General features: G+C 63.2%; 16 protein-coding genes, 1 other RNA gene and 2 pseudogenes. 6 read left to right on the forward strand and 13 right to left on the reverse strand.

Features of this window, described 5'->3' with window-relative positions:
• Positions 1-183: 183 nt before the first annotated feature.
• Together J5I97_RS18120 and J5I97_RS18125 are read right to left on the reverse strand one after the other, a co-directional pair.
• Positions 184-972, reverse strand: a complete 789-nt coding sequence (locus J5I97_RS18120) for a DUF1868 domain-containing protein (protein WP_208588010.1) — start codon at positions 970-972, stop codon at positions 184-186.
• A 10-nt stretch (positions 973-982) separates the two neighbouring features.
• Complete coding sequence (locus tag J5I97_RS18125; RefSeq protein ID WP_208588011.1) at positions 983-3,640, reverse strand: TonB-dependent receptor; 2,658 nt, start codon at positions 3,638-3,640, stop codon at positions 983-985.
• 243 nt (positions 3,641-3,883) lie between these two features.
• Here J5I97_RS18125 and J5I97_RS20705 point away from each other — a divergent pair.
• Positions 3,884-4,153 (forward strand): annotated as a pseudogene (locus tag J5I97_RS20705) (hypothetical protein); the annotation flags it as partial.
• Between the two features lie 4 nt (positions 4,154-4,157).
• Here the strand turns inward: J5I97_RS20705 and J5I97_RS18130 are convergent.
• Positions 4,158-4,233, reverse strand: a non-coding RNA gene (locus tag J5I97_RS18130) — sX9 sRNA.
• A 206-nt stretch (positions 4,234-4,439) separates the two neighbouring features.
• On the opposite strand from J5I97_RS18130, the gene avrBs2 reads away from it, so the two are divergent.
• Positions 4,440-6,572, forward strand: a complete 2,133-nt coding sequence (avrBs2, locus tag J5I97_RS18135; protein WP_208588012.1) for a type III secretion system effector avirulence protein AvrBs2 — start codon at positions 4,440-4,442, stop codon at positions 6,570-6,572.
• A gap of 146 nt (positions 6,573-6,718) precedes the next feature.
• Here avrBs2 and J5I97_RS18140 read toward each other — a convergent pair.
• Both J5I97_RS18140 and J5I97_RS18145 read right to left on the reverse strand, forming a co-directional pair.
• A pseudogene (locus J5I97_RS18140) lies at positions 6,719-7,375 on the reverse strand (hypothetical protein); the annotation flags it as partial.
• Positions 7,376-7,408: 33 nt separating this feature from the next.
• The gene (locus J5I97_RS18145; protein ID WP_208591846.1) at positions 7,409-7,576 is read right to left on the reverse strand and encodes a hypothetical protein; all 168 of its coding nucleotides are present in this window, start codon (positions 7,574-7,576) and stop codon (positions 7,409-7,411) included.
• A gap of 184 nt (positions 7,577-7,760) precedes the next feature.
• On the opposite strand from J5I97_RS18145, the gene trhA reads away from it, so the two are divergent.
• Entirely contained in the window at positions 7,761-8,423 is a 663-nt protein-coding gene (gene trhA / locus J5I97_RS18150; RefSeq protein WP_208588013.1) for a PAQR family membrane homeostasis protein TrhA, read from the forward strand.
• Between the two features lie 33 nt (positions 8,424-8,456).
• On the opposite strand, the gene J5I97_RS18155 is transcribed toward trhA, so the two are convergent.
• The 7 genes from J5I97_RS18155 to J5I97_RS18185 all read right to left on the reverse strand — a co-directional run bounded on the left by J5I97_RS18155 (position 8,457) and on the right by J5I97_RS18185 (position 18,172).
• A complete protein-coding gene (locus tag J5I97_RS18155) occupies positions 8,457-8,783 on the reverse strand; it encodes a thioredoxin family protein (protein WP_208588014.1) in 327 nt (108 codons plus the stop codon).
• On the reverse strand, positions 8,755-9,237 hold the full coding sequence (locus tag J5I97_RS18160; RefSeq protein ID WP_208588015.1) for a flavodoxin: 483 nt from the start codon (positions 9,235-9,237) through the stop codon (positions 8,755-8,757). The genes J5I97_RS18155 and J5I97_RS18160 overlap by 29 nt, the downstream gene beginning before the upstream one ends.
• Positions 9,238-9,250: 13 nt before the next feature.
• Positions 9,251-10,087, reverse strand: a complete 837-nt coding sequence (locus tag J5I97_RS18165) for an ImmA/IrrE family metallo-endopeptidase (protein WP_208588016.1) — start codon at positions 10,085-10,087, stop codon at positions 9,251-9,253.
• Between the two features lie 42 nt (positions 10,088-10,129).
• The gene (locus J5I97_RS18170; RefSeq protein WP_208588017.1) at positions 10,130-11,173 is read right to left on the reverse strand and encodes a ribonucleotide-diphosphate reductase subunit beta; all 1,044 of its coding nucleotides are present in this window, start codon (positions 11,171-11,173) and stop codon (positions 10,130-10,132) included.
• A gap of 131 nt (positions 11,174-11,304) precedes the next feature.
• The gene (locus tag J5I97_RS18175) at positions 11,305-13,803 is read right to left on the reverse strand and encodes a ribonucleoside-diphosphate reductase subunit alpha (RefSeq protein WP_208588018.1); all 2,499 of its coding nucleotides are present in this window, start codon (positions 13,801-13,803) and stop codon (positions 11,305-11,307) included.
• A gap of 511 nt (positions 13,804-14,314) precedes the next feature.
• Positions 14,315-15,355 carry a DUF475 domain-containing protein gene (locus J5I97_RS18180; protein ID WP_208588019.1) on the reverse strand — a complete coding sequence of 347 codons (1,041 nt, stop codon included), beginning with the start codon at positions 15,353-15,355 and terminating at the stop codon, positions 14,315-14,317.
• 108 nt (positions 15,356-15,463) lie between these two features.
• Positions 15,464-18,172 (reverse strand): bifunctional acetate--CoA ligase family protein/GNAT family N-acetyltransferase, encoded by a 2,709-nt coding sequence (locus tag J5I97_RS18185; protein ID WP_208588020.1) that lies wholly within the window; start codon positions 18,170-18,172, stop codon positions 15,464-15,466.
• 340 nt (positions 18,173-18,512) lie between these two features.
• Between J5I97_RS18185 and J5I97_RS18190 the strand changes: the two genes are divergently transcribed.
• Positions 18,513-19,508 carry a hypothetical protein gene (locus J5I97_RS18190; protein WP_208588022.1) on the forward strand — a complete coding sequence of 332 codons (996 nt, stop codon included), beginning with the start codon at positions 18,513-18,515 and terminating at the stop codon, positions 19,506-19,508.
• A 69-nt stretch (positions 19,509-19,577) separates the two neighbouring features.
• On the opposite strand, the gene mgtE is transcribed toward J5I97_RS18190, so the two are convergent.
• Complete coding sequence (gene mgtE / locus J5I97_RS18195; protein WP_208588024.1) at positions 19,578-20,945, reverse strand: magnesium transporter; 1,368 nt, start codon at positions 20,943-20,945, stop codon at positions 19,578-19,580.
• 600 nt (positions 20,946-21,545) lie between these two features.
• On the opposite strand from mgtE, the gene J5I97_RS18200 reads away from it, so the two are divergent.
• Entirely contained in the window at positions 21,546-22,373 is an 828-nt protein-coding gene (locus J5I97_RS18200) for a carbonic anhydrase (protein ID WP_208588026.1), read from the forward strand.
• Between the two features lie 229 nt (positions 22,374-22,602).
• The gene (locus tag J5I97_RS18205; protein WP_208588028.1) at positions 22,603-24,414 is read left to right on the forward strand and encodes a monovalent cation:proton antiporter-2 (CPA2) family protein; all 1,812 of its coding nucleotides are present in this window, start codon (positions 22,603-22,605) and stop codon (positions 24,412-24,414) included.
• The last annotated feature ends 102 nt before the right edge of the window (positions 24,415-24,516 follow it).

Consider the following 24,516-nt stretch of genomic DNA (forward strand, 5'->3'; position numbering starts at 1 on the left):
GGCGCGCGATGGGGCGATCTGCTCCTACATGGGATCGTATGCGGCCATGAAGCAAAGCCCCTCTCCTACGGGGAAGTGCTTTGCACTGCGGCACGGCGATGCTAGAAGCCATGATGAGAAGTGCAAGCCTGAAACAGCGAACCTCGCTCGCGTAGGCCCAGTCACGTGTCCAAACTCAAACCCTCACACCTCACGCACCGCACGAAACGCGTACATATCATTGAACGTACAAAAGTGGAAATGCGGTACCGTGATCGGGCCGGCAGCAGCAAGCCGCGCTAGCCAATCGCTCAAGGCGAGGCGATACGCCGCCTGTTCTGCTGCATCGAGCGTGTTGCACAGGTAGCCCAGCGTGATGTGAAATTGGAAGTTGGTGTAATCCGGTCGCTGCAAGCGGGTCAGCGTCATCAGCGCCTGACGTGCCGCTTGCAGGCGCTGCGCGGTCTGCGCATCAGCGGGCCGTAACGGAATGAGCAGATTGTCGTTGCCACCGGCCCTCGCAGCAGCGGGATCGACCAGGAAGCGGCATGCGCCCAGCGGCGCAGCGGTGCGGTGCGTCAGCCGCGCAAGGAAGCTGGCATTGATGTCGCTCAACGCCACATCGCGCCCCAGATCGCTCGGCCACGGCCCGCGCGCGCGGTCGATCTCATTGACCCCACCGAATAACGTCACGTGGTAACTGCTCGGCGGCAGCAACGCGAGCTTGTTGGCGAAGCGGTGCTCGGGCAGTTCGCGGTAGATATCCAGCACGCGGTCGAAGCTGTCATAGCCATCGCCCTGCTGTTCAAGATGGCCAACAAACGTATTGCCGGCAAACGACATCGGCCGTCTGGAGCGCAGGAACTTGCGGCCCACATCCGGCAGTGGCGGTGTCTTGGCGAGCGTTGGCAGAGCGGTGGCCGACACCGCGGCGCCGGCAGCGGCAGCCAACAGGCGGCGTCGGCTGATGGTGGTGTCCAGAAATGACGACATGCGGAGTTCCTCAGAGTTTGACATTGACACCGACCATCACGGTGGGGGCCATCTTCCAGGCCGATTGCACATATTCCTGATGGCGACCGATGCGGTATTCGTAGCCCTGGCCGGCCAGATTGAGGACGTCCAGGCTCACTGCCACCGCTGGCGATACATCCCAGGCCAGCTTCAGATCGATGCGATCCAGCGGTTGCTGGTAGCGGTTGCGATAGAACTCCTGCTGGTTGCTATAGTTGGGGTAGCGGTCGTCCCATAGCTCGCCGGTATGGCTCCAGGCCAGCGAGGTGCGCAGCGAGCCACGGGCATAGTTCAGAGTCAGATTCCATAGCTGCTTGGGCTGCTGTGGCAGCACCGCCAGCGTGGTGCGGGTGCCATCGCCGAGCATCACTGGGTAGTCCACATCCAGGAACGTGACATTGGCACCGACCGACAGGCCGGCGAGTGCGGGCAGCCACGGGCCTATTTCCTTGACCGCACCGAGTTCGGCACCACGCATGCGCACCGGCCGGTCGGTATTGCGTGGCTGGGTGACCAGTACCTGCTGGCCGTCGATGGTTTGCAGCTGGCCGTAACGGAAAATCTCATCGTCGATGGTCTTCTGGAACAGCGCGATCGACAGCAGGCTGCCGCCATCGTCGAAGGTCCAGTCGTGGCCAAGGTCCAGATTCTGCGAGCGGCGCGGTTGCAGGTCAGGGTTGCCCCGGTTGAGCGTTGGCGGGGTGCTGCCCAGCGTGAGCACACCGCCGTTCAACGCCATCTGGTCCAGGCGCGGTCGCCCGATCGAACGAGACACTCCAAAGCGCAGCGTGCCGTTGGCGCTGGTCTGCAGTTGGCCAGCAAGCGATGGCAGCCAGTTGCGGTAGGTGCGCACCGCAGTAACCGGTGTCCAGGCGGTTCCGTTCAATTGCTGGCCGGTGCTGCCAAAACGCGTCTGCTCCAGGCGCACGCCACCAGCCAACCGCCAGCGTTCACCGCGCCATTGCGCCTGGGCGAAGCCGGCGCGCACCTGCTCATCGACGCCGTAACTGCCGCTGTTATGCGCATTGGTGTCCACTACCCCGCGCGCATCGCCGGCGACGGCATCCCAGCGTGCGTCAGCCAGTGCCGGGTCGATGGTCATCATCGGCATGGTGCAGCCCAGGGCGCAGGTCGGGCTGCCCAGCACGTCGGCCAATGTGTAAGGCAACCCATTCCAAGTGGTGCGCTGTACCGATGTCTGCATGTGCGTGCGCACCTGTCGCACGCCCCACGCCAGACCCAACCCACGACTATCCTCGTCCATGTTGCGACGCAGCTCCAGTTGCAGGTCGCTGACCCGTTCGGCGTAGCCGGTGCGCTCCTGCTGGTGATAGAGGTTTGCATAGCGCGCCGGGTCGTCGGCCAGCGCGGGGTCCAGGGGCGTGAATGCGGGCAGGCTGCCGCTCCAGTCGAAACCGTATGCCAGGCGATTTTGCTGGAAGCGATCCCAGGTTTGCGGGTTGTCCACCGTGGCGCGCGAGGTGCTTGCCCGCAGTGCGCCGCGCCACTGTGCCGGCAGCTCGGCCAGCAGCTCGCCATTGATACCGGTCAGCCCGCGCTTCCAGCGCAGCTGCCCCAGCTCGACGACCTGGTTGAGGTTGTCCAGCGTGCCGCTTTGCGGGCCAGTGCGGGTCAGGCGTGCGTCGTTCTGCACCTGGGCGGACTGCGTGTCGCGGTCGGAGGCCTCGCGCTGGCGGAACGCATAACCGGACACATGGCCGCTGAGCGGGCCATCCGGCTGCCAATCCACACGCATGGTCACGCCGCGGCGTTCGCGGGTGTTGTCGTAGTTGTACCAACGGCGTTCACTGGGCACTGCATCACCAACCCCGCCATAGGCCACCGGAGCGCGCGTGCCATCGGCGTTGTACCAGTTCAAGCCGCCACCGTTTTCCTGCTGCGGCACCGAGATCACCCGACGCCAGACGCTAGCGGCGCCTAAAAAAGCAAACTCACCGTCGCGCCCGAAGCGCTTGCCCCACTTCAGCTCTCCTTCGCCCACCGGCGTACGGCCGCCATAACGCTGTTCCATCAAGTTGGCGCCACCCTTTGCCGAGAAGGTCAGCAGGCCGTCTGGGCGGCCAAAGCCAGTCGCGGTGACCAGGTTGGTGACACCACCGATCGCGCCGCCGTCGTTTTCCGGCAGCAGCGACTTCACCACATCGATGCGGTCGACAAAGTTAGCCGGCAGCACATCCATCATTGCCTGGCGGCTGCCGATGTCGTTGCTGGCGAAAGCAAAGCCATCGATCAGCATGCTGTTGTAGTTGCCGTTGAGACCGCGCACCGTCACGTAACGCGGTTCGCCCTGGTACTCCACGGTGCTCACGCCGGTGACGCGTCGCAGTGCATCGCCGACGTTAAAATCCGGCAGTTGCCCGATGCTGTCGGCGGCGACCGAATCCACGATGGTGGGTGCGGCCTGCTTGGTGGCGATGGCACGTGTGTTCTGCGACTGGAACGAGGTGCGTACCTGCACCGCATCCATCGTTTGCGCGTCGGCCTCGGCGGGCGCCTCGGCAGCGCTGGCCGATGGGGCAAGCCAGCCGGTCAAAGCCAGCCCCAGCGCAAGCGACAACGCATGCCGGGCCTGTGGGTAAGGCCGGGGGGGACGATGAGGGCGGGAATAAGAATGCAACAAGCACATGGCACGATCCGACGTCGGGCGGCCCCAGCGTGGGGTCGCAGGCGGATCAAATTAAGCGGCTTATTTAAAACGATTATGACAACGGCGGACGTTTCGCCCCGCACGCGCCCTTTCTTCGCAAAAGAGGCCATCCGCTCGCATTACCGTCGCCGCAGCGAGCGCATGCTGCTGGATCCGATCCGACGCACCGGGCAGGTCACGCGCGCCAGTGGACTCAGCGTTCCCGGTAGCGCCGGTCTGGGGGACAACGATACCCATTGCGCAGCATTGGCGGAGGCCGGTGTACGGGATTGGCAGCCAATCGCCGGACTTGGTCTATCCGTACATCGCCGAAGGGTTCGCCGCTGGTGTGATCGCTGCGGGTAGCGTGCGCTGCAATGCGCATGCAAACGCGGCGCGCTTGGCCGGATCGTTGCATCGCCGTATCCGGCGTTTCTGGTCGGGCAGGTGCAGGCACACATCACCGCGCTGCTGGGCGCGGCCATGCTGTCGTTCAAGGAAACGCTGTTCTAAGAGCGGCTAACGAAACGTAGCGAGCAGTCGTCAGGTGGGTGCGGACGGCGCGCAGGAACCGCAGTGTACGCGTGGTACATGCCGATTCCGAGCACCGGCTGCGCCCACCTGGCGGTGAGCGCAGTCGTTTTGTTAGCCGCTCTAAACCAATCGATGGACCACCTGATGCGGTGCGCCGGCGTTGCCGTGAGGCGTCGTTTCGCATCGCAGCGGCATACTTCGCCTCGGTTGCGAATTGTCATATGGCAAGCGGTTTACTGGCTGCCCCTGTGCTCTCGAGGTCTTCATGCGTATTGGTCCTCCGCAACTGTCTGCCGCGCATACCACCGCGCTGGCGACACCGACCCACACCAGCGCGAGCATGCCAATGGAGGTGCCGCACGTACCAGGCGGCGACCAGCCACTGCGTGCACGTCCTCGTCGGTCGGTCGCCATTGCACCACCGCTGGTGCCATTGAACGAAAGCGGCATGAGCGGCAAGCAGGCGTTGGTGGCGCTAGACAGCGAGTTCTCCGAGCAGCGCCTGGCCGAAGTGCAGGCGCGGCAGATCACCTTGCAGGCAGCGCAAAGCAGGCTTGCCACGCATCTGGGGCCGGCCGACACAGGCAGCATCGCGGCACGCTTTGCCGCCGGAACGCTGGAGCCGGTCTACCTGGATACCGCCGTATTCAAGCAAATGGCGAGCGGCCTGACCAAGCGTGCACGTGCAGCGGCAGGTCCGGTTCTGGTCGATGCGCAGCAAGGCCGTATCACCTTCGATATGCAGCGTGCGTTTGCGCCTGGCGACAGCTTCAGCGACGCAGCACTTGTCGCATTGAGCAAGGCGCTGGATCTGCCAAGCCATGGGCTGACAACTCCGGATTGTCTGCAGCCCGCCCCCCCCCAGCTGCACCGCAAGTTGCAGCAAGCCGCGCGATACCACGGCCACGAGATGCCAGCGCGCGACGGCGGCGCAGCGTTCTTCAAGGCCAACGACCATCATCTGGTGGCTGGCAAGGAAGCGCTGCTGCGCAAGCGCCGCAAAGAGCTGGTTCACGGCAACTATTTCCAGGCGCCCAGCACGCGCGCACTGGGCAAGGACGTGATGATACATCGTGGCTTGTTCGACAACCACGCCGGCATTCCGGAAAACTCGCTTGCCGCCATTGATCGCGCCTACGCGCAGGGGTATCGCACCCTGGAGCTGGATGTCGAAGTCAGTGCCGACGGCGTGCCGGTATTGATGCACGACTTCACCATTGGCCGCATGACCGACGACCCGCAGAACAAATTGGTCTCGCAGCTGCCGTTCGCCCAGTTGCGCGACATGCAGCTGGTGATCCGCAACCCGGTCGATGGCAACTTCATCAAGACCGATCAGACCATTGCCGCCGTGGAGCAGGCGCTGGAGCACGCGTTGCAAAAGCCGGAGGCGATGTCGGTGGCGCTGGATTGCAAGGAAGACACCGGCGAGGCGGTGGCGATGCTGCTGATGCGTCGGCCGGATCTGCGCAAGGGGGCCGCGATCAAGCTGTATGCCAAGTACTACACGGGCGGCTTCGATCAATTTCTGTCCAATCTGTACAAACATTATCAGATCAATCCGCTGCACTCCGAGGATGCGCCCCGCCGTGCTGCGCTCGATCGCCTGCTGGCCAAGATGAACGTGGTGCCGGTCTTCAGTCAGGGCATGCTCGCCGACCCGCAGGTGCGCGATTTCTTCCCGGGCAAGGACGACGGCCCCGAGGGGCTGGCCGAGACCGCGGTGCAATGGCTGGAGAGCTGGAACAGGATGCGCCTGGTCACGGTGGAGGCGGTGTCCACCGATCAGCAAAGCGATGCGGGCAAGGCCATGGAACTGACACGCACACGGTTGCGTCAGCCGGACTCTTCTTATGCGCATGCGGCATTTTCGGCCGGCTACCGCTATGAGGATTTCTCCCTGCCGCGCGCCAACCACGACAAGGACTATTACGTCTGGCGCAACTTCGGCGAGATGCAAAAGATCAGCGGCGAAGCCTTTGGTATCAAGCGCACCACCGCCGGTGCCTTTCGCGACGCTGGTGAAAGCCTGTTGACGGACCAAGTCGAAGAAGAACTGCTCGCGCTGCTGGAAAACCGCACGCTGGCGCGCGGCCATACCGGCGTGGAACTGGACCTGCCGCCGGAAACGCCCATCGATACCGCACGCGATGCGGACATCGTGCAGCAGCGCACCCGCGAATTTCGCGACGCGTCCAAGCCAGCCGACCCGATCGCGATTGGGGCAGTCCGCGAAGGCCGCGTTCTGGATCGCTCGGCAGACCTCCCGTACGACGCGGCGGCAAGACGCGCAGTGGATGCCCGCGCCGAATCCCTGGGGCTACTGACCGATAAGTACCGTGGCGCACCGGTGACCCATTACCTCAACGAGCAAGCCAAGCAGAGCGAGCCTGAGTGATGCCGAAAGGAGCGCGCTGACGCGCGGTCGCGGTATATGCGCCCTGCGCTCGCCAGCGCAGCGGGCGGTCTGACAGCCGCTCTTGGTGGCTCGCGGTGATGCAGCAGCATTGCCGCCTGCGCTTGCGCCAGCGCATCACTGCAATGCAAGTGCCGCTCGATGGTGGACAGCTTGCAATTTTCCCAGGTGCCGCGATAACGCCGCCGCGTAGGCAACAACAGATTCACATGGTCCAGTGCGGAAATCGGGTCGCCCCGCCCCGCCGCGCCAGCCGGTAGCGCGTCTTCAAGCAGCGGCCGTTGTAGCTGGACAGCACCGTCTGCGGCGACAGCCAGATAAGGCAAGCGACAACGCTTCACGCGGAATCGGTTGCGGCACAAAGGCTTCGATCAGATGCAGGCCAGGAGCCATTTCTTTGCCGGGCAAATGCCGGTTGGTAGAGGCTGTACGCACTGGCGTGTGCGGCCAGACCGCACGCTCGCGCAGACCGATCATTTTGCGTAAACCGGCGATGTTGGCGCCTTGCTGCGGTGCAGGTATCGGCGCGATAGACATTGCACGCGATGTAAGCGGACGCTTTGCGGCATTGGCCGTCGACAGCAATGGCCGCTTGTGGCGCACGTGGTGCTCCACCCACGCAAACACAGAGGATCGCGCGCAGGCGGTGCAGCCGCCGGCAACTGCAGCGCATCCGCATCGAACAACAGAGCCAGTACCGTCAACACCAGCGACCTGGGCGATTGGCCTTTGCCTTCTTCATGCGCGGCCAGCACCGGCCCTACGCAGGCCGGGCAGCCGGCGCTGCAATCGCTTTGCAGGTCGCGCGCATCGCGCCATCACCGCGACGGTGCCACCACGTGGAGCGCATTGACCACAGACGGGTTCCACAGCAAGTCGTGATAGCGCCGTTGCAGGCGCTGGGTGAGCAGCGCGCCATCGCGGCTGGGCCGGCCATCGGTAGTGGCCAGCGTACGTTCGGCGGTTTCGGTGCGGGGAGGGAGCAAGGGCAAACGGAGGCATACGGCAAAGCTCCCAAAGACGGAGATCAAATAAAAAGGATGTCTCAGGGCATGAGACAAGCGACCAGCCCGCGTCACTGAGAAGATTCGGCAAGCCGGGTATCCTTCCCCCCCCACAGCGTCACCGTTGCCTCGCACGCTGTGGGCTCCCCCACATTGAAGAGCCGCCGTGCCCGTGTCCCACAACGTCACTGCTCCGCATTACAAGACCGCTTCCGCACGCCGCGCCGATGTCCTCGTGCATGCCGCCGGACTCTTTTGGGCCATTGTCGGCGGCGCATGGATGGTCTGGCGCGCCCACGCAAGCCAGACGATGCTGCCGGCCATCTGCGTCTACGCGCTGGGGCTGCTGGTGATGTTCGCCTGCTCGGCTGCCTACAACTTCGCCCCGTCGCAGCGCCAACCGATGCTGCGCAAGTTCGACCACGCCGGCATCTTCGTCATGATCGCCGGCTCCTACACACCGTTTTTTCTTGTCACGCTCGACGGCATCTGGTGCTGGGCGATGCTGGTGGCGGTCTGGAGCGTGGCCTTGTTCGGCGTGTTCGCCAAATTGTGCTTGCCCGGCATCGCCAAGAGCTTCTGGGTGGCGATCTACCTGTTGCTGGGCTGGGCCGGCATCGTGGTCATCAAACCGATCATAGCCGGCCTGGACAGTACCGTGCTCTGGCTCATCGCCGTTGGCGGCGCGTTCTACACCGTGGGCGTGACCTTCTACGTGCGTAAATCGATGGTGTACAACCGCGCCATCTGGCACGCCCACGTGCTGGGCGGCGCCTTGTCGCACTGGTATGCGATCTGGCTGTGTCTGCGGCCGTTGGGTGGGGTTTAGAGGGGCTAACAAAACTGCAGCTTTGAGTTTGCCTCAAAGCTGGCTCTTGACCGCGGTTTCTACCTGCCCCGGCGACTGGAAGCCGGGCAGGCGCGCCACTTCGCTGCCATCCTTGAACAACGCCAGGGTCGGCGTCTGCCGCAAGCCCAGGCCGCGGAAGAAGTCCTCGCCAACCACTTCCAGCTTCACCTTGAGAAGTGCAACGCCTATGGCGTCTTCGCTCGCGGCGAACTTGGCCAACGACATATCGAGCATCTTGCAGCCAGGGCAATTGTCCTTGTAGTAGTCGACCAGCAAGCGCGGATGCGCAGCCAGGGCGGCGACGTAGTCGTCAGGCGTGGAGGCGTGGAAGGTCTGCATAGGGGGATGTCTTTGTACAGGCAAGAATGTGGTCGGTCCAACGTTGGATCTTGGTGGCGTCGCGTTCGCCGTGGGGCATCTGTTCGATCTCCAGCCGCGGGTAGCGCGTACCGAAGAACGCGGCGATGCGCCGCGCCGCGCCACAGTAATTCTCCTCGCCCCACTGCGTCTCGCCGGTGCCGAACACCGCCAGGCGTTCCGGCTTGCCGACCGCATTGACGAGCTCTTCGATGAAGCGCTTCATCTCCGGCGGCGTGCGCCCGGCATTGATGCTCCAGCTGCCGAGGATGTAGAGGTCATACTCGGCGCCGTTGGGGCAGGCCTGAGCAAGCGTCTGGATGTCGGTATCGATCCAGGTTACCGCATGGCCCAGCTCTTCGCAGCGCGCGTTGATCGCACGCGCGACATCGCGCGTGTTGCCGCTGAGCGAGGTGTGGACGAGGAGGATGCGCATCTCGGAAAAGCAATCACTCAATAACGAGTTTCAGTTCTTCAAGTCGAATGGCCATTGCTTCGACGCTGACTCCAAAAGATTCGGACAACGATACGAAGTGGGAGCCGTTGTAATAAGTCGCGCTCGCAAGCTTCCTAGAGACGTGACGGAGAGTCGGAAGAGCTTCAATCACTTTGAAAATAGGCTTGCTCAGTAGAGCAAATGCGGTCTGCTCATCAAGGGCGAAAACACCCAGGAAGCGAGACTTAAATTCTTCAGTGAGAAGTTTCTCTGGCAGCAAAAAGTAGGTCGCGAACTTGTCTGCCTCAAGTTCGGTTCGATTGCGCGCTTGCCGAACTCGGTCTAACGGCTGATCCCGATGTAGCTCTGTTTGATCGGGATGAAGAATTGCGTGACCGATCTCATGAGCCGCAGTGAAACGCATGACTCTCGGGTCAGCATCCGTTGCGATTTTGATGGATCGAGTCGATTGATCAATCATGCCCGCGACCGAAACTTGGCGGCTGCCGTTGATCATCCAACCAAGACTAGAATGAAGGGTGAAGTCGAAACCCAGAAGCTCCGCGGCAAGCTGCGGATCTAAGACGTCAATCGGGTGCACGTTCTGGCTAAGCCCGAGATCTGTCCGCTTCTTCCAAATCGCGCGTTGCAACTCTTTAGCCTGTGCCTCTATCGACTCAAAGCTATGGCTTTTCTTTGTAGAGAAGGCCTTACCGTCCGAACTCGCAAATCGATACCGATTCTGGTCATTGCCCGCTTGCCAGCACGCCTCAATTTCTTCCATGTGCGCGTACGGGTTCTCCAGTCGTATGCGACTAGACGAGATGCGTGGATCCAATCGCTTGCTCATGGTGCCCCCGTACTTGTACAGAGAGGTGTTGATAGTTCCGCCTCAGAGATCGTCGAAGCCGTTATCCGAATTGGTCTTCTTGTAGCTGGCATTGCGCATTTCGAAGAAGTCGGTCTTGGTCTCGGTGAAGTTGTCGGCATAGGCCTTGATCCACGGCATCACATTGTCGTTGGCGCCTTCGTACAGCTTCTCGATGCCGAGCATGCCAGCCATCTTGTTGGCGCGGTACTTCACGTAGCGGATCATCTCGTCCACGTCGATGCCGTCGATGCCGTCCAGCACTTCAGCCGTCCACACCGTTTCCAGGTCGATCGCGTGCTCGAAGGCCTTGTGCACGTAGTCGGTGAGCTGGTCGCCCTGTAGCGCCTGGTTCTCGCCGATGATGGCGCGAATCAATTCGCTGATGAACTTCGAATGCGCCAGCTCATCGCGGTTGATGAAGCTGATGATCTTACCGGTGCCGGTCATGCGGTTCTGACGGACCAGATTGTAGAAATACGCAAAGCCGGAATAGAAGTTGATGCCTTCCAGGATCGAGGACTGGATCAACGCGCGGATCAGCGTTTCGGCGCTCTTGTCGCGCAGGAAGTCGTCGTAGGCGCCCATGATCGGCGCGTTGCGCTTGATGATGGTCGGGTGCGTGCGCGCAATCTCGAACACGCGATTCTGATCGGCAAGGCCGGTGATCGAGGCCAGCACATAGCTGTAGCTCTCGTTATGGATCACTTCCTGCTGGCCGATGATCGCAGCATTGGCATGCGCGGCCGGGTCGGTGATGTATTCGGCGACGTTGTAGATGAAGCGCGTCTGCGGCGAATCCAGCGTGGCCAGCAAGCCGATAATCGAATCGTAGGCGTTTTTCTCGCGCGCGGACAGCTCGTTGTACTGGCGTGCGTCGCCCTTCATATCCACCTCGTCGGGGATCCAGAAGTTGGTCGACAGTTCCTTGTAGGCCCGATAAAAGGACGGGTACGGGATGTCGTTCCAGTTGAGGATGCCGGAGGTCTGGCCATTGATGATGGCGGTGGAGCGATTGGGGTGACGCGGCTCCAGGATCTTGATGCGCTCAAGCGGTGTTGCGGACATGGGTCTCACTCGTATTTCAAGCGTTGCGCGTACAGAACGGGAACGACGGCGCAACAAATCAATCTGGAGGAAAGCCCCCCTGAGTCAGGGGGCGCGCCGAAGGCACGGGGGAACTGAAGCGCGATGCCCTTTCAGCTCGAACACCACTCGCATTCGCTGATGTCGATGTCGTTGGAACGCACGTAGTACGTGGTCTTCAACCCTTCGCGCCAGGCGGTCATGTGCAGATCCAGCAACGTGCTGGCGCGGATGGTGCTGGGCACGTAGAAGTTGAAGCTGATCGACTGGTCGATGTGACGCTGACGCCGCGCGTTCTGGCGCACGCTGGCGAACTGGTCGACCTTGTAGGCGCCCTTTTCGTAGTACGGCCAGGTGTCCAGCGACAGGCCCGGAGCGGCGACCGGACGACGGAAATCCTTCTTTTCTTCGTAGTAGAACGCGCTGTAGATCGGGTCGATCGAGGCAGTGGAGCCGGCGATCTGCGCGGTGCTCATGTTCGGCGCCACCGCCAGCATCCAGGCGTTGCGCACGCCATTGACGGCCACCTGCGCGGACAACTCCAGCCACTGCGGGCTGTTGTAGTCGCGCACACGGAAGTACTCGCCGGTGTGCCAGTCGCTGCCGCGGAACACGCTGTAGGTGCCCTTTTCCTTGGCCAGCTGCATGCTCGCCTGGATGGTCAGATAGTTGATGCGCTCGTACAGCTCGTCGCTGTAATCCTCGGCTTCCTTGGCATTCCAATGGATCGCCTTCTGCGCGAGCAGGTGGTGCCAGCCGAAGGTGCCCAGGCCGATGGCGCGGTACTTCTGGTTGGTGATGGTGGCCTGCGGCACCGGCAGCTGATTCAGGTCGATCACGTTGTCGAGCATGCGCACCTGGATCGGAATCAACCGCTCCAGCACGTCGGCGCCAAGCAGATCGGCCTGGTCGGCCTGCGCGGTGATCGCGCGGCCCAGGTTGATCGAGGACAGGTTGCACACGACGAAGTCGCCCGCCTTCTTGGTGGTGACGATCTGATTGCCGCTGATGATCTCCTGCATCATCCGCGTCGGGCTCATGTTCTGCAGGATCTCGGTGCACAGGTTGGACGAATAGACCATGCCTTCGTGCTTGTTCGGATTCTTGCGATTGACTTCATCGCGATAGAACATGAAAGGGTTCCCGGTTTCCAGCTGGCTGACCATGATCCGCTTGAAGATCTCGATGGCCTTGACCGTCTTGCGGGTGATCCGCTCGTCGGCGACCACTTCCTCGTACTTGCGGCGGAAGCTGCTGTTGGCGTCGCCCTTCTTCTCGTCGTAGAAGTCCTGCAGGTACCAGCCCTTGATCCGCTTCACTTCGTGCGGATCGAACAAGTACCAGTCGCCGCGACGCTCGACCGCTTCCATGAACAGGTCGGGGATGCACACCGAGGTGAACACGTCGTGCGCGCGCAGACGCTGGTCGCCGTTGTTCAGACGCAGGTCCAGGAACGACTCGATGTCGCGGTGGAAGATGTCCAGATAAACCGCGATGGCGCCCTTGCGCTGGCCCAGCTGATCCACCGACACGGCGGTGTTGTTGAGCTGCTTGATCCACGGCACCACGCCGCCGGACGAATTGGACACGCCGCGGATCGCCGACCCCGACGAACGCACATAGCCCAGATACGCGCCCACGCCGCCGCCGTGCTTGGACACGCGCGCCACGTCGGTATTGGAGTCGTAGATACCCTGCAGGCTGTCGTCAACGGTGTCGATGAAGCAGCTAGACAGCTGGCCACCGACCTTGCCCGCGTTGGCCAGCGTCGGGGTAGCCACGGTCATATAGAGATTGGACAGCGCCCAATAGGCCTCACCCACCAGCTGCATGCGGCGCTCGCGGCTGCCCTTGCCGTTGCCGGCTTCATCCTGCATCAGGTACAGCGCGATGGTCAGCCAGCGCTCCTGCGGCAGCTCGAACACGCCACGCGAACTGTCGGTGGCCAGGTAACGGGTGGCCAGCAGGTAGAGGCCGTTGTAGGCGAAGAAGGTGTCGCGCTCGGGCGCGATCATCTTGCCTGCTTCGATCAACTCTTCCTTGGAGTAGCTGCGCAGAATGTCGTTGGAATAGATATTGCGGTCGGCCAGGCTCTCCTGCAAGCCGACGAACGAGCCGTACTTCTGGCTGGCGTCGTAGAAACGGTTGCGGCTGGCGCGCTTGTACAGGCGGCGCAGATACAGACGCGCAGCGAAGTGCTCCCACTCCGGGGTGGTCAGATCGACGCGGGCCTCGGCCTCGCGGATCAGATGGTCGACCAGGTCGTCGGCATTGACACTGTCCTTGCGCTCCACGAAACCGAACACCGAACGCTTGTAGTCGGCCACGTCCAGCTGCGGAAATTCGGCATGGATCTGGTCGATGGCGCGCTCCAGACGCTGCGGCTCGAACGGGATCCGGCGGTTGCCGGCTTCTTTGGTGATCCAGGTGGCGACGGTTTGTTCTTCGATTGTCTGTGCGTGCATTGCAATGGCTTGGCGAGGAGGCGGCACGACATCCGACGGATCGGTCACTTCTGGCGCGCCGCGACCAGGCAAGCTGACACTGGCGGCACCGCTGGTGGTAGCTGGGGTAGCGGCGGCGATCGCGGCAAGGGTGTCGTTGGTGGTCATGCGTCTTCCCATATGTGGTTACACAAGCCCATCTCTTAGACGGGAACCGGAGCGTGGCGAATCTTTGTAGAGACTGCGGCGACCAACGCTCGATGCTCGCGGCCGTGCCACCACCTCCAAAAAGGCCATTACCGGCACCGCGCGTAGTGCATGCACGCAGCTTGGATAGGTCTGGAAGATGGGCGACATGAGGAACATGCGGACCATCACATTGCAGCTGCAAACTGAGCTTAAGGCTGAGTGATCCAGGACATCCAACACCGGGATTAAAACGCGATCAGATCCAGCGTGACCACAAGATAGTGTGGTTAGGGGCAGGAATCAACCCCAGCAGATGTGTATTTTTCTGACTGCGTAAAGGTCACAACATGCTTGTCACCCCAAGCTACCGAGCTAGCTGCACGGTAGACGCGTCGACTAAATTGCAAATTCTTAAGAGATCTTAAGGAGTCGAGTCGGGGCCGCCCGGACGAGATGTTGCTCGTCGCCCCGACCATCGCCCGCGCCCACATCAGATCTCAGTCGGGCCGACGTGGTGGCGCTTGCGGTAGCGGATCGAGGACCACACCGAGGCGGCGATGAAGGCCACACCGATCAGGCCGGTGAGCACTTCCGGCACGTGGTAGACGGTGCCCACCAGCATGATGATCGCCAGCACACCGATGGCGTAATGGGCGCCGTGCTCCAGGAATACGAATTCGTCCAACGTGCCCTTGTGCACCAGGTAGACCGTCATCGAGCGCACGAACATCGCGCCGATCGCCAGGCCCAGCATGATGATCACCACATCGCGGGTGATCGCGAATGCACCGATCACACCGTCGAACGAGAACGAGGCGTCCAGCACTTCCAGGTACAAAAAGGCGGCAATACCCGAGCGCTTGGCCGGGCCCATGCCATCTTCGCTCTCTTCAGCCTCGAACAGGGCGTCCACGCTGCCGACCAGCAGATACAGCAGGATGCCGCCCAACCCGGCGAACAGCACGCTCTGGAAGATGTCATTGGGCAAAAACAGCCTGGTGCCCAGCAGCACCGACACCGCCACGATCACCGACATCGCATCGGCCTTGCCCAGCTTGCCGACCAACCGCTCCAACGGGCCGAGCCAATGCAGCTTGCGGTCCTGATCGAACAGGAAGTTGAGGAACACCAGCAACAGGAACATGCCGCCGAAGGCGGCGATCGACGGGTAATGATCGGTCAGCACCTGGCTATAGCGGTCCGGCTCCTTCAGCGCCATCTGCATCACCGGCACCAGGCCCATGCCGGTGGCTACCGACACGATCACGATCGGGAACACCAGGCGCATGCCGAACACCGCGATCAGGATGCCGACGGTGAGGAACAACTTCTGCCAGAACGCGTTCATGTGTTTGAGTACGCCGGCGTTGACCACTGCGTTGTCGAACGACAACGACACTTCCAGCACGCTCAGCACCAGGCACAGCCATAGCGCCTGCCAGATCCCCATGGCGGAGGTGTGGCCCCACCAAGCGGCAAAGCCCAGACAGATCGCTGTGACCAAGAACGACATTCTGAAATCGCGAAACATTGACACTCCCAGGCGGGCCGAGACGAATGCAGGACGAACGGGCCAAGGCGGAGGATGCCTGGCAGTCCGGCGTGCGGTGAGGATGGAGGGCCGCGGCGTGACACAACGTCAGACCGGGCGCGGCTCGCCCATTATAGGGAGTGTCACCGCCATCAGGGTCGCATCGTCCGGATCCGCGCGTACGCCAAAGCCCAGGCTCTTGCACATCGCCAGCATGGTGCGGTTCTCGCGCAGCACCTGGCCTTCGATCTGTTTGAGGCCCAGCCAGCGCGCGTACTCGATCATGATCCGCATCAGTTGCCAGCCGATGCCGTGGCCCTTGAGGTCGGAACGGATCAGAATGCCGTACTCGCCACGCTGGTAATCGGCATCGGCATGCAGACGCACCGCGCCGAGCATGTCGCCGCTGTTGGGGTCGATGGCCACCAGCGCGATCGAACGCGCGTAGTCCAGCTGGGTCAGCCGCGCGATGAATTCGTGGCTGAAATGCTTGACGGACTGGAAGAAACGCAGCCGCAGGTCTTCATCGGTGACCCGGGCGAAAAACATGCGGAACAGCGCATCGTCTTCCGGGCGTACCGGCCGCACCAGCGCATGCGCGCCGTCGCCGAGCGCGATCTGGCGCTCCCATTCCTTCGGATACGGAAAGATCGCAAAGCGCGGATGGCCACGGCCTTTATGCAGTTTGCGCGCCGGTGCCACCGCCACGCGTGCGGCCAGCGCGATCACCCCATCGCGGTCGGCCAGCAGCGGGTTGATATCCAACTCGGTGATTTCGGGGATGTCGGCGGCCAGCTGCGCCAGCTTGACCAGTACCAAGGCCACCGCGCGCTCATCGGCCGCCGGCACATCGCGGTAGGCCTTGAGGATGCGCGAGACGCGGGTGCGACCGATCAACTCGTGGGCCAGGCGCAGATCCAGCGGAGGTAATGCCAGTTCGCGATCGTTGATGACTTCCACGGCGCTGCCGCCGCGCCCGAACACGATCGCCGGGCCGAATACCGGGTCGTCGGCGATGCCGGCAATCAACTCGCGCGCCTTGGGGCGCACCACGGTGGGCTGCACGATCACCGCTTCGATGATGGCGTCGGCGTGCCCGGCACGTGCACGCGCCAGGAGGCCGGCTGCCACTTCGCGCACCGCCGCTACGCTGGACAGGTTCAAGCGCACGCCATCGACATCGGACGTGCGCGCGCTGTCGCTGGGCAGCACTTTCAAGGTCACCGTGCGGCCAATGGCCAGCAGCGGGTCGGCCAGCAAGGCGGCCTCGTTGGCGGTGGCGGCGACTTGCAAGGGCACGATCGGAATGCCGTAGGCAGCCAGCAACCGGTTGGTGGCGACCGGATCCAGCCAACGCCGGCCTGCGGTAAGTGCTTCATCGACCACTGCGCGGGCGATGCCGGCATCCACCACGAAATCTTGCGGCAGGCTGGGCGGGGTTTCCATTAACGCCGCCTGCGCTTCGCGATAGCGCACCAGGTGGGTGAAGCCGCGCACCGCATCCGATTCGGTGGCATAGGTGGGCACGTGCGCGGCATTGAGCGCGGCAATCGCCTGATCGTCCTGGCCCAACCACACCGCAAACACCGGTTTTTCGCGCTGACAGCGGCTGCGCTGGTCCAGCGTGCGGGTCAGCGCCTTGGCCGCATCGGCCGAGGAGGTAAACGCAGTCGGCACGTTGACCACCAGAAGCGCGTCGTTCTCCGGGTCGTCCAGCAAGGCTTGGATCGCTGCGGCGTACCGTGGCCCGTCGGCATCGATCATGATGTCCACCGGATTGCTGCGCGACCAGCCTTGCGGCAACGATTGATCCAGCCGCTCCAGGGTCTCGGCCGACAACTCGGCCAAGGTGCCGCCGCGCAACACCAGCTGATCCACCGCCAGGTGCCCCACCCCGCCGCCATTACTGAGAATGGCCAGCCGCCGGCCCGGAAAACTGCCGAGCCGGCCAAGTGTCTCGGCTGCGGCAAACAATTCGTCCAACGCGCCTACCCGCAACAACCCGGCACGCGCGAACGCCGCGCCATACACCGCATCCGAGCCGGCCAGGGCCTGCGCATGGGTGTCGGCATTGGGATCGATGCGGAACTGGCGGCCGGATTTGACCACCACCACCGGTTTGGCACGCGCAGCGGCGCGTGCGGCCGACATGAACTTGCGCGCATCGCCGATGCGCTCGACGTAAAGCAGGATCGCGCGGGTGCGGTAGTCGGTGGCGAAGTAGTCGAGCAGATCGCCAAAGTCGACATCCAGCGTATCGCCCAGCGACACTACCGCCGAAAACCCGACCGAGCGCGCCACGCCCCACTCCACCAGCGCGGCGGCAATCGCGCTGGATTCGGAAATCAGCGCCAGATCGCCGGCCTGCGGGCAATGCGCGGCGATGCTGGCGTTGAGCCGTGCGTGCGGGGCGATCACGCCCAGGCAATGCGGGCCAAGGATGCGCATGCCCTTGGCGCGCGCCGCCGCTTCCATCCGCGCGGCCGGCGAGCCCGTGCCGCTGCCTAGCCCTGCAGTCAGGATAATCGCCACCGCGACCCCGCGCCGCGCCGCGATGGAGACGATGCGCGGCACGATCCGCGCCGGGGCGGTGATCACCACCAGATCCGGCACCCAGGCCAGATCGGTCAACCGCGCCACCGTGCGCACGCCGTCGATCTGGCTATAACGCGGGCTCACCCAACCGATCCGCCCGGGAAATCCGGCCGCCCGCAGATTACGCACCACTGCGCGCCCGGCCGAGCGATCGCGCGGACTGCCACCCACCACCGCCACGGTGTCGGGACGAAAGACCTGCTGCAGGTGATACGTACTCATCGGACGGGGGACGCGAATGCCATCGCATTACGGTACACGCACTGGTGTGCGGGTGCGTGGATAGATCGCGTGCGGTGCATGCCGAGTACGCTGCCAGACCGCACCTCACGCACATGACAGCACCCGCATTTCCGACATTGCATCGATCCATGCGGACCGCTTGGCTCCACGCACGGCGCTTCGTACGCCAGGCATCTGCACTAGCCCATGGAGTGGCATCAGTACAGACGAGTCGCCCCCGTGCAGCAACCATCAGGAACGCGGGCCGGCGAGCGACTAAACTCCACTTTTACCAGCGAGGCAGACAATGCGCGTCACCCAAACATGCTTGAGCTTGATCATGGCGGCGGTAACCGGCACGACGTGCTGTGTCACCGCCTGCGCCGCGCCGAGGGAAACACGCAGCGGGGCGCAGGCGACCATGACAGACAGTCGGCCGACCGCATCCACGTTGTCCTTTCAACAATCCTGGCAAAACAGCCTTGTCGCGGAAAAGGGGGCAGCGAATGGTTGTTTTAAAGCGGAATATCCTTCCAACCAGTGGAAACCGGTGGCCTGCCGACAAGCCAGCAAGGCAGAACCATCACGCAGACCGACTGTCGCGACGGCGCTGAGGCGGGCAGACGACTCCATTACCGACTACGCGTTGAAAGCAAATGGCTTGATTCGAAAAGCGGAGGGCAGCTTCCCGGAAGTCAGCGGGGTGCACTTCATATATGGCAATGGCACAACGGTCGGCGCGGACGAATTCAGCCTGCAATTGGACTCCGACGCCGACGCAACGACCGGGGCATGTGCAGGCCATGCCAACTGCCACGTCTGGCAGCAATTCATCTACGCGATGCACGGAGAAGGTGCGGTATTCATGCAATATTGGCTGATCAATTACGGCAGTGCATGCCCGGGCGGATGGTCGGGTGATGGCTCCGGCAGCTGTTACAGGAACAGTGACGATATCGCCGTGCCACCCATCGCCGCCAACCGACTGGGTAGCCTCAAGCTCATCGCCGAGGTCAACGCAGGCGGCAGCGATACGGTCACGCTGTTAAATGGGACGCAGGCCTACCGCGTCAGCGGCTCGGACAGCGTGCTGCAGTTGGCGTCGGTATGGACGGGCGCGGACTTCAACATTCTCGGCAACGGCAACGGCACGGGTGCCTTCCTCAATACCGGTTCCTCGGTCACCACCCGGTTGGCGGTGGACGATGGCACCAGCAAGGCGCCACGCTGTATCGGCAACGGTGCGGTGACCGGTGAGACCAACGATCTGCACCTGGGTAGGTGCACTGCCTCCGGCGGTAGCTCACCCGCTATCCGGTTCACCGGCACCAATTAACCGATGCATGCGCCGGGCATGCAGCGGCGCCTGAAGGCGGCACGGCGGTGGGCTCAGATCCGAGTGGAGCTACAACAACGTGCCGCTAAGGATCGCGGCAGCGATACTGAAATAAATCACCAGTCCGGTGACGTCGACCAAGGTGGCCACGAACGGCGCCGAGGCACTGGCCGGGTCGAAGCCGAAGCGTTGCAGCACGAACGGCAGCATCGAGCCGGAGAGCGAACCGAAGGTGACGATGCCGATCAGCGCTGCGCCGATGGTCAACGCCACCATCTGCCAGTGCGGGCCGTAGTCGTACAGGCCGGCGGTCTGCCAGATGGTGATGCGCACGATCGCCAGGATGCCGAGAATGGTGCCCAGGGTGAGCCCGGTCGGCAGTTCGCGCAGCGCCACTTTCCACCAGTCGCCCAGGCGTAATTCGCGCAGTGCCAGCGAACGGATCAGCAGCGAGGTGGCCTGCGAGCCGGAGTTGCCACCCGAGCTCATGATCAGCGGAATGAACAAGGTCAGCACCACCGCCTTGGAGAGCTCGTCTTCGAAGTGCTGCATCGCGCTGGCGGTGAGCATTTCGCCCAGGAACAGCACGCTCAGCCAGCCGGCGCGCTTCTTGATCATCTGGCCGAAGCCAATTTGCATGTACGGCTTGTCCAGCGCTTCCATGCCGCCGAACTTGTGCACGTCCTCGGTGGATTCGGCGATCAATGCGTCGAGCACATCGTCCACGGTGACGATGCCGAGCATGTGGCCATGCGTATCCACCACCGGGATGGCAAGCAGGTCGTGGCGACGGATCAGCCGTGCGACTTCTTCCTGGTCCAGCGTCGGGTTCACCGTGACTGGCGGATTGACCTGTGCCACGTCCAGGATCAGCGCCTCTGGCGCACCGGTAATCAGCCGGCGCATGGTCACCATTTGGTGGAGCACGCGGGTGTGCGGATCGAGCAGATAGATGGCATACACCGTCTCGCGGCTGCGCTCCACCTCACGGATGTGCTGCAGGGTGCGGCCCACCGTCCAGTCGGCCGGCACCGCTACGAACTCAGTGGTCATCAGCGCGCCGGCGATGTTGGGCGGGTAGCGCATCAGCGCCTGGATCGACAGCCGCGCCTCGGCACTGAGCAGCCACAGCAACGGCTGGCGCTGGTCGGCATCCAGGCCATGGAAAATGTCGGTGGCACGGTCGTCGGCCATCTGCCCAAGCAGGGACGCGGCCTGCTCGGCCGGCAGTTGCGCGACCAGGCCACTGGCATCGTGCAGCTCGGGTTGTTCGAGCAACTTCACCGCACGCGGCTGCGGCAACGCGGCCAGCACCTGCGCTGCGTCGTCGCGGTCGAGGGTGTTGAGATATTCCACCGCATCGGCCGTGTTGAGCTCGGCCAGGGGTGCGGTCAGTGCATCGACGCCTTGGGCAGGGCGCAGGGTCTGGTTGTACATGGGGTTCGCCTGGTGACGACCGTCGTCGATGACAGCTGGCGAACCTCAAGCCTCAGGCGCGCGTCAGCTGGGTCATCGACCCGGGTCTAGGGTGACTGTCGCTGGACATGAGAAAGGGCTCCGGTGAAGTGCGTACCGACCGGTGATCCGGGAAGCGGCGCGGCGCAGTCTGCGCGCCTCAGTCGGCTTGGTCAATGCCCTGTGCGATCGCCGCTTAAGTGGACTTCCGGGAAGCCGATCCGGCAGACCGCGATGGCCGCGCGCGCGCCGGCTACCAACGATCAGGCGGTCGCCGTGGACTGGAGCCATCTCGGTCCCACTGCTGAATTGGCCTGCAGCGATCATGCTGGCGGCGCGCGGCCCCCTGAGGCGATCGCCATACCTCGCCTGGGCGCTGGCAACCCCGATGCTGTCTGACATCCGGGCACGCCACCACTGGTACACCGACTCGGACAAGGCGCGCCGTCCGTGGCCAGACTGTAATGACGGCCAAGGCTCCTTGCTACGATCCGCTTCCCTGCACCCCCTGCATCACGTTGCCCGCTGCCATTGCGTCGGCCATCGCATCCACGTCGCATCGCTGCGCCTCAGGAGTTATCCATGTGGTCTTCCAGGTCTTTTCTGCTACGTCGCATCAGCCCGGTGTGCCTGTGCGTGACCGCTGGCTGGAGCGCGATTGGCATGGCGCAGGCCAGGCTTCCCGACAGTACGCCTGTGGAGTCGCATGAAACCGCGCCACACACGGCGCACGAGTGGGGCTACACCGGTCCGGAAGGCGCCGAGCACTGGTCAAAACTGGCAAAAGAAAACGTGCTGTGCGGCAACGGCCAGCAGAACAGTCCCATCGATTTGAAAGACGCCATCGACGCCGATCTGGGCAGCTTGTCGCTGGATTACGCCGCCGTGCCGCTAGCGGTGCGCAACACCGGCCACTCCATCCAACTGGATCTGCATGACGGCGGCAGGATGTGGACCGGCGGCAAACAGTACGAGGCATTGCAACTGCATTTCCATCATCCAAGCGAGCACTTGTTGAACGGCCGGCGTTTCCCGATGGAGGCGCATATCGTGCACCAGGGCCCGGATGGAACGCTGGGCGTGCTGGCAATCTTCTTTGAAACCGGCACCGCCAATCCCGCCTTCCAGCGTGTGTTGGACGCCATGCCGAAAGACAAGAATCACACGCAACTGGTCGCCAACGCCTTGATACGCGCCAGTGATTTTCTTCCGCCCAAGAATCAGCGCAGCTTCTATCGCTACGAAGGATCGTTGACCACGCCGCCTTGCAGCGAAACGGTGGATTGGGTGGTGCTCACTCAGCCGGTGCAGGTGTCGGAGGCGCAGATCAACGCATTTGAACGCGTCTATTCGTTCAACGCCCGCCCGCTGCAGCCGCTGGATCGCCGCTTTCTGCTCAAAAGCAGATGATTGTTTGATCCGACCGTTCACAGCTCACTGCACGGCACGGGCTGAACGGCGCGGTTGCCACAGAAGCGCGCACGTTACGCTGGTATCTACCGTGTAGAGACTCATGCGCCGGTGCTCGCATCGAGCCACGCGTGGCTCGCTCGGCGGCATCGCCACCGAATGCGGCACGTTGGCGCGAGTCGGTCAGCCACCTTGCGCTGCATAATGCATGCCTCAACGGAGAGTGCACATGCATAGCGGCGGTCTGGAACTGGCTCTGGTGCTGATGCTGGCCGCCATCGTAGCAGTGCCGGTTTTCAAACACTTGGGCCTGGGTGCGGTGTTGGCCTATCTGGTCGCCGGTGTGATGCTCGGGCCCGACGGCGTGGGCGTGGTGCAGGATGCCGAGCGCATCAGCGGCGCGGCCGAAATCGGCGTGGTGATGCTGCTGTTCGTGATCGGCCTGGAACTGTCGCCGGCACGTTTGAAGGTGATGCGCCATTCGGTATTCGGCGCTGGCGCTACCCAGGTGGTGGTGACCGCGGTGATCCTGGGCAGCTTGCTGATGGCGGGCGATCTGGGCTGGAAAAGCGCGCTGATCGTCGGCGTAGCGCTGGCGCTGTCGTCCACCGCAGTGGGCCTGCAACTGCTGGCCGAACGCAAGGCGCTCAGTAGCGACTACGGGCGCCTGGCGTTCGCCATTTTGCTGTTTCAGGATCTGATCGCGATCCCGTTGCTGGCGGCCATTCCGCTACTCGGCGGCAGCAAGAACGCCGCGCTGGAATGGCCCGACGTGGCCAAGGCGATCGCGGCATTGGCGCTGGTCATTCTGTGCGGGCGCTTTGTGCTGCGGTATCTGTTCAACATTGTGGCGCGCACGCGCATGCCGGAAGTGTTCACCGCCAGCGCCTTGCTGGTGGTGTTGGGCACCGCCTGGATCATGCAGGAGGCCGGACTGAGCGCCAGCCTGGGCGCGTTTTTGGCCGGCGTGCTGCTGGCCGATTCGGAATTCCGCCACGAGCTCGAATCGCAGATCGAACCGTTCGAAGGCTTGCTGCTGGGCCTGTTCTTCATCTCGGTCGGCATGGGTATCGATCTCGATCGCGTGGTCGCCGAGCCGTGGTTGATTGCTGCCGGTGTGTCGATATTGCTGGTGGTGAAGTTTTCGCTGCTGGTCGGGATCGGCAGCCTGGCCAAGCTGCCACTGCGTAGCAGCCTGATGCTGGGTAGCGTGTTGTGGCTGGGGGGCGAATTCGCGTTCGTGGTGTTCAATGAGGCCGATCGGGTCGGCTTGTTGGAGCCGGCCAATCACGACCGGCTGGTGGCGATCGTCGGCGTGTCGATGGCGCTGACGCCACTGTTGTTGCTTGGCGTGCAGCGCATCCTCAACGGGCCGCTGCGCGTGCATGCGCCCAAATCCGATCGCCCGTTCGACACCATCGAGGCGCAAACGCCCAAGGTGCTGGTCGCCGGCATGGGCCGCTTCGGCCAAGTGGTCGCACGCTTGCTCACTGCGCGGCATGTGCCGTTCGTGGCGCTGGAACACAACCCGGACACCGTGGAAGACCTGCGCCGGTTCGGCAGCCAGCTCTATTACGGCGACCCGACCCGCCCCGAGTTGCTGCGCGCTGCCGGCGCCGACCGCATCAAGGTGTTCGTGATTGCAGTGGACGACCCGGAAACCAACATCAAGACGGTGCTGCTGATCCGCCGCCTGTACCCGCAAGCCACGGTGTTGGCGCGTGCTCGAAATCGTCAGCACGCCTGGAAGCTGATGGACATGGGCGCAGAACCGTTCCGCGAAGTGTTCGCTTCCAGCCTGCAACTGGGCGAACGCGTGCTGACCTCGCTCGGCCTGGGCGAAGCGCGCGCGCGGGAACACGTAAAACGCTTCCGCCAACACGACCAAGACCTGCTGCGTCGCCAGCATCTGGTCTACGACGACGAGGCCAAGGTGATCCAGACCGCACGCGATGCACGCGCGGATCTGATGAATCTGTTCGAAGCCGACGTCAAGGCGGATGTCGATGGCGAGGCCGCGCCAACCACGCAGGATCGCTGAGCTTTTCGTAGGAGTGCGCCTGCGCGCGATGGGGCGTTATCGGTAGAGCCCCGTCGCGCGCAGGCACGCTCCTACGCGGATTCCCTGCATCCGCAGCGGCTG

Origin of the sequence: Xanthomonas fragariae (assembly GCF_017603965.1) — a bacterium.
Classification (GTDB): Bacteria; Pseudomonadota; Gammaproteobacteria; order Xanthomonadales; family Xanthomonadaceae; genus Xanthomonas; species Xanthomonas fragariae_A.

What these genes read in the sequence shown, in the direction of transcription:
- J5I97_RS18200 (WP_208588026.1), top strand. Translation starts at nt 21,546, where the DNA reads ATGTGGTCTTCCAGGTCTTTTCTGCTACGTCGCATCAGCCCGGTGTGC.
- J5I97_RS18155 (WP_208588014.1), bottom strand. Translation starts at nt 8,783, where the DNA reads ATGCAGACCTTCCACGCCTCCACGCCTGACGACTACGTCGCCGCCCTG.
- J5I97_RS18170 (WP_208588017.1), bottom strand. Translation starts at nt 11,173, where the DNA reads ATGTCCGCAACACCGCTTGAGCGCATCAAGATCCTGGAGCCGCGTCAC.
- J5I97_RS18165 (WP_208588016.1), bottom strand. Translation starts at nt 10,087, where the DNA reads ATGAGCAAGCGATTGGATCCACGCATCTCGTCTAGTCGCATACGACTG.
- J5I97_RS18160 (WP_208588015.1), bottom strand. Translation starts at nt 9,237, where the DNA reads ATGCGCATCCTCCTCGTCCACACCTCGCTCAGCGGCAACACGCGCGAT.
- J5I97_RS18190 (WP_208588022.1), top strand. Translation starts at nt 18,513, where the DNA reads ATGGCGGCGGTAACCGGCACGACGTGCTGTGTCACCGCCTGCGCCGCG.
- avrBs2 (WP_208588012.1), top strand. Translation starts at nt 4,440, where the DNA reads ATGCGTATTGGTCCTCCGCAACTGTCTGCCGCGCATACCACCGCGCTG.
- J5I97_RS18180 (WP_208588019.1), bottom strand. Translation starts at nt 15,355, where the DNA reads ATGTTTCGCGATTTCAGAATGTCGTTCTTGGTCACAGCGATCTGTCTG.
- J5I97_RS18205 (WP_208588028.1), top strand. Translation starts at nt 22,603, where the DNA reads ATGCATAGCGGCGGTCTGGAACTGGCTCTGGTGCTGATGCTGGCCGCC.
- J5I97_RS18125 (WP_208588011.1), bottom strand. Translation starts at nt 3,640, where the DNA reads ATGTGCTTGTTGCATTCTTATTCCCGCCCTCATCGTCCCCCCCGGCCT.
- J5I97_RS18120 (WP_208588010.1), bottom strand. Translation starts at nt 972, where the DNA reads ATGTCGTCATTTCTGGACACCACCATCAGCCGACGCCGCCTGTTGGCT.
- J5I97_RS18185 (WP_208588020.1), bottom strand. Translation starts at nt 18,172, where the DNA reads ATGAGTACGTATCACCTGCAGCAGGTCTTTCGTCCCGACACCGTGGCG.
- mgtE (WP_208588024.1), bottom strand. Translation starts at nt 20,945, where the DNA reads ATGTACAACCAGACCCTGCGCCCTGCCCAAGGCGTCGATGCACTGACC.
- J5I97_RS18175 (WP_208588018.1), bottom strand. Translation starts at nt 13,803, where the DNA reads ATGACCACCAACGACACCCTTGCCGCGATCGCCGCCGCTACCCCAGCT.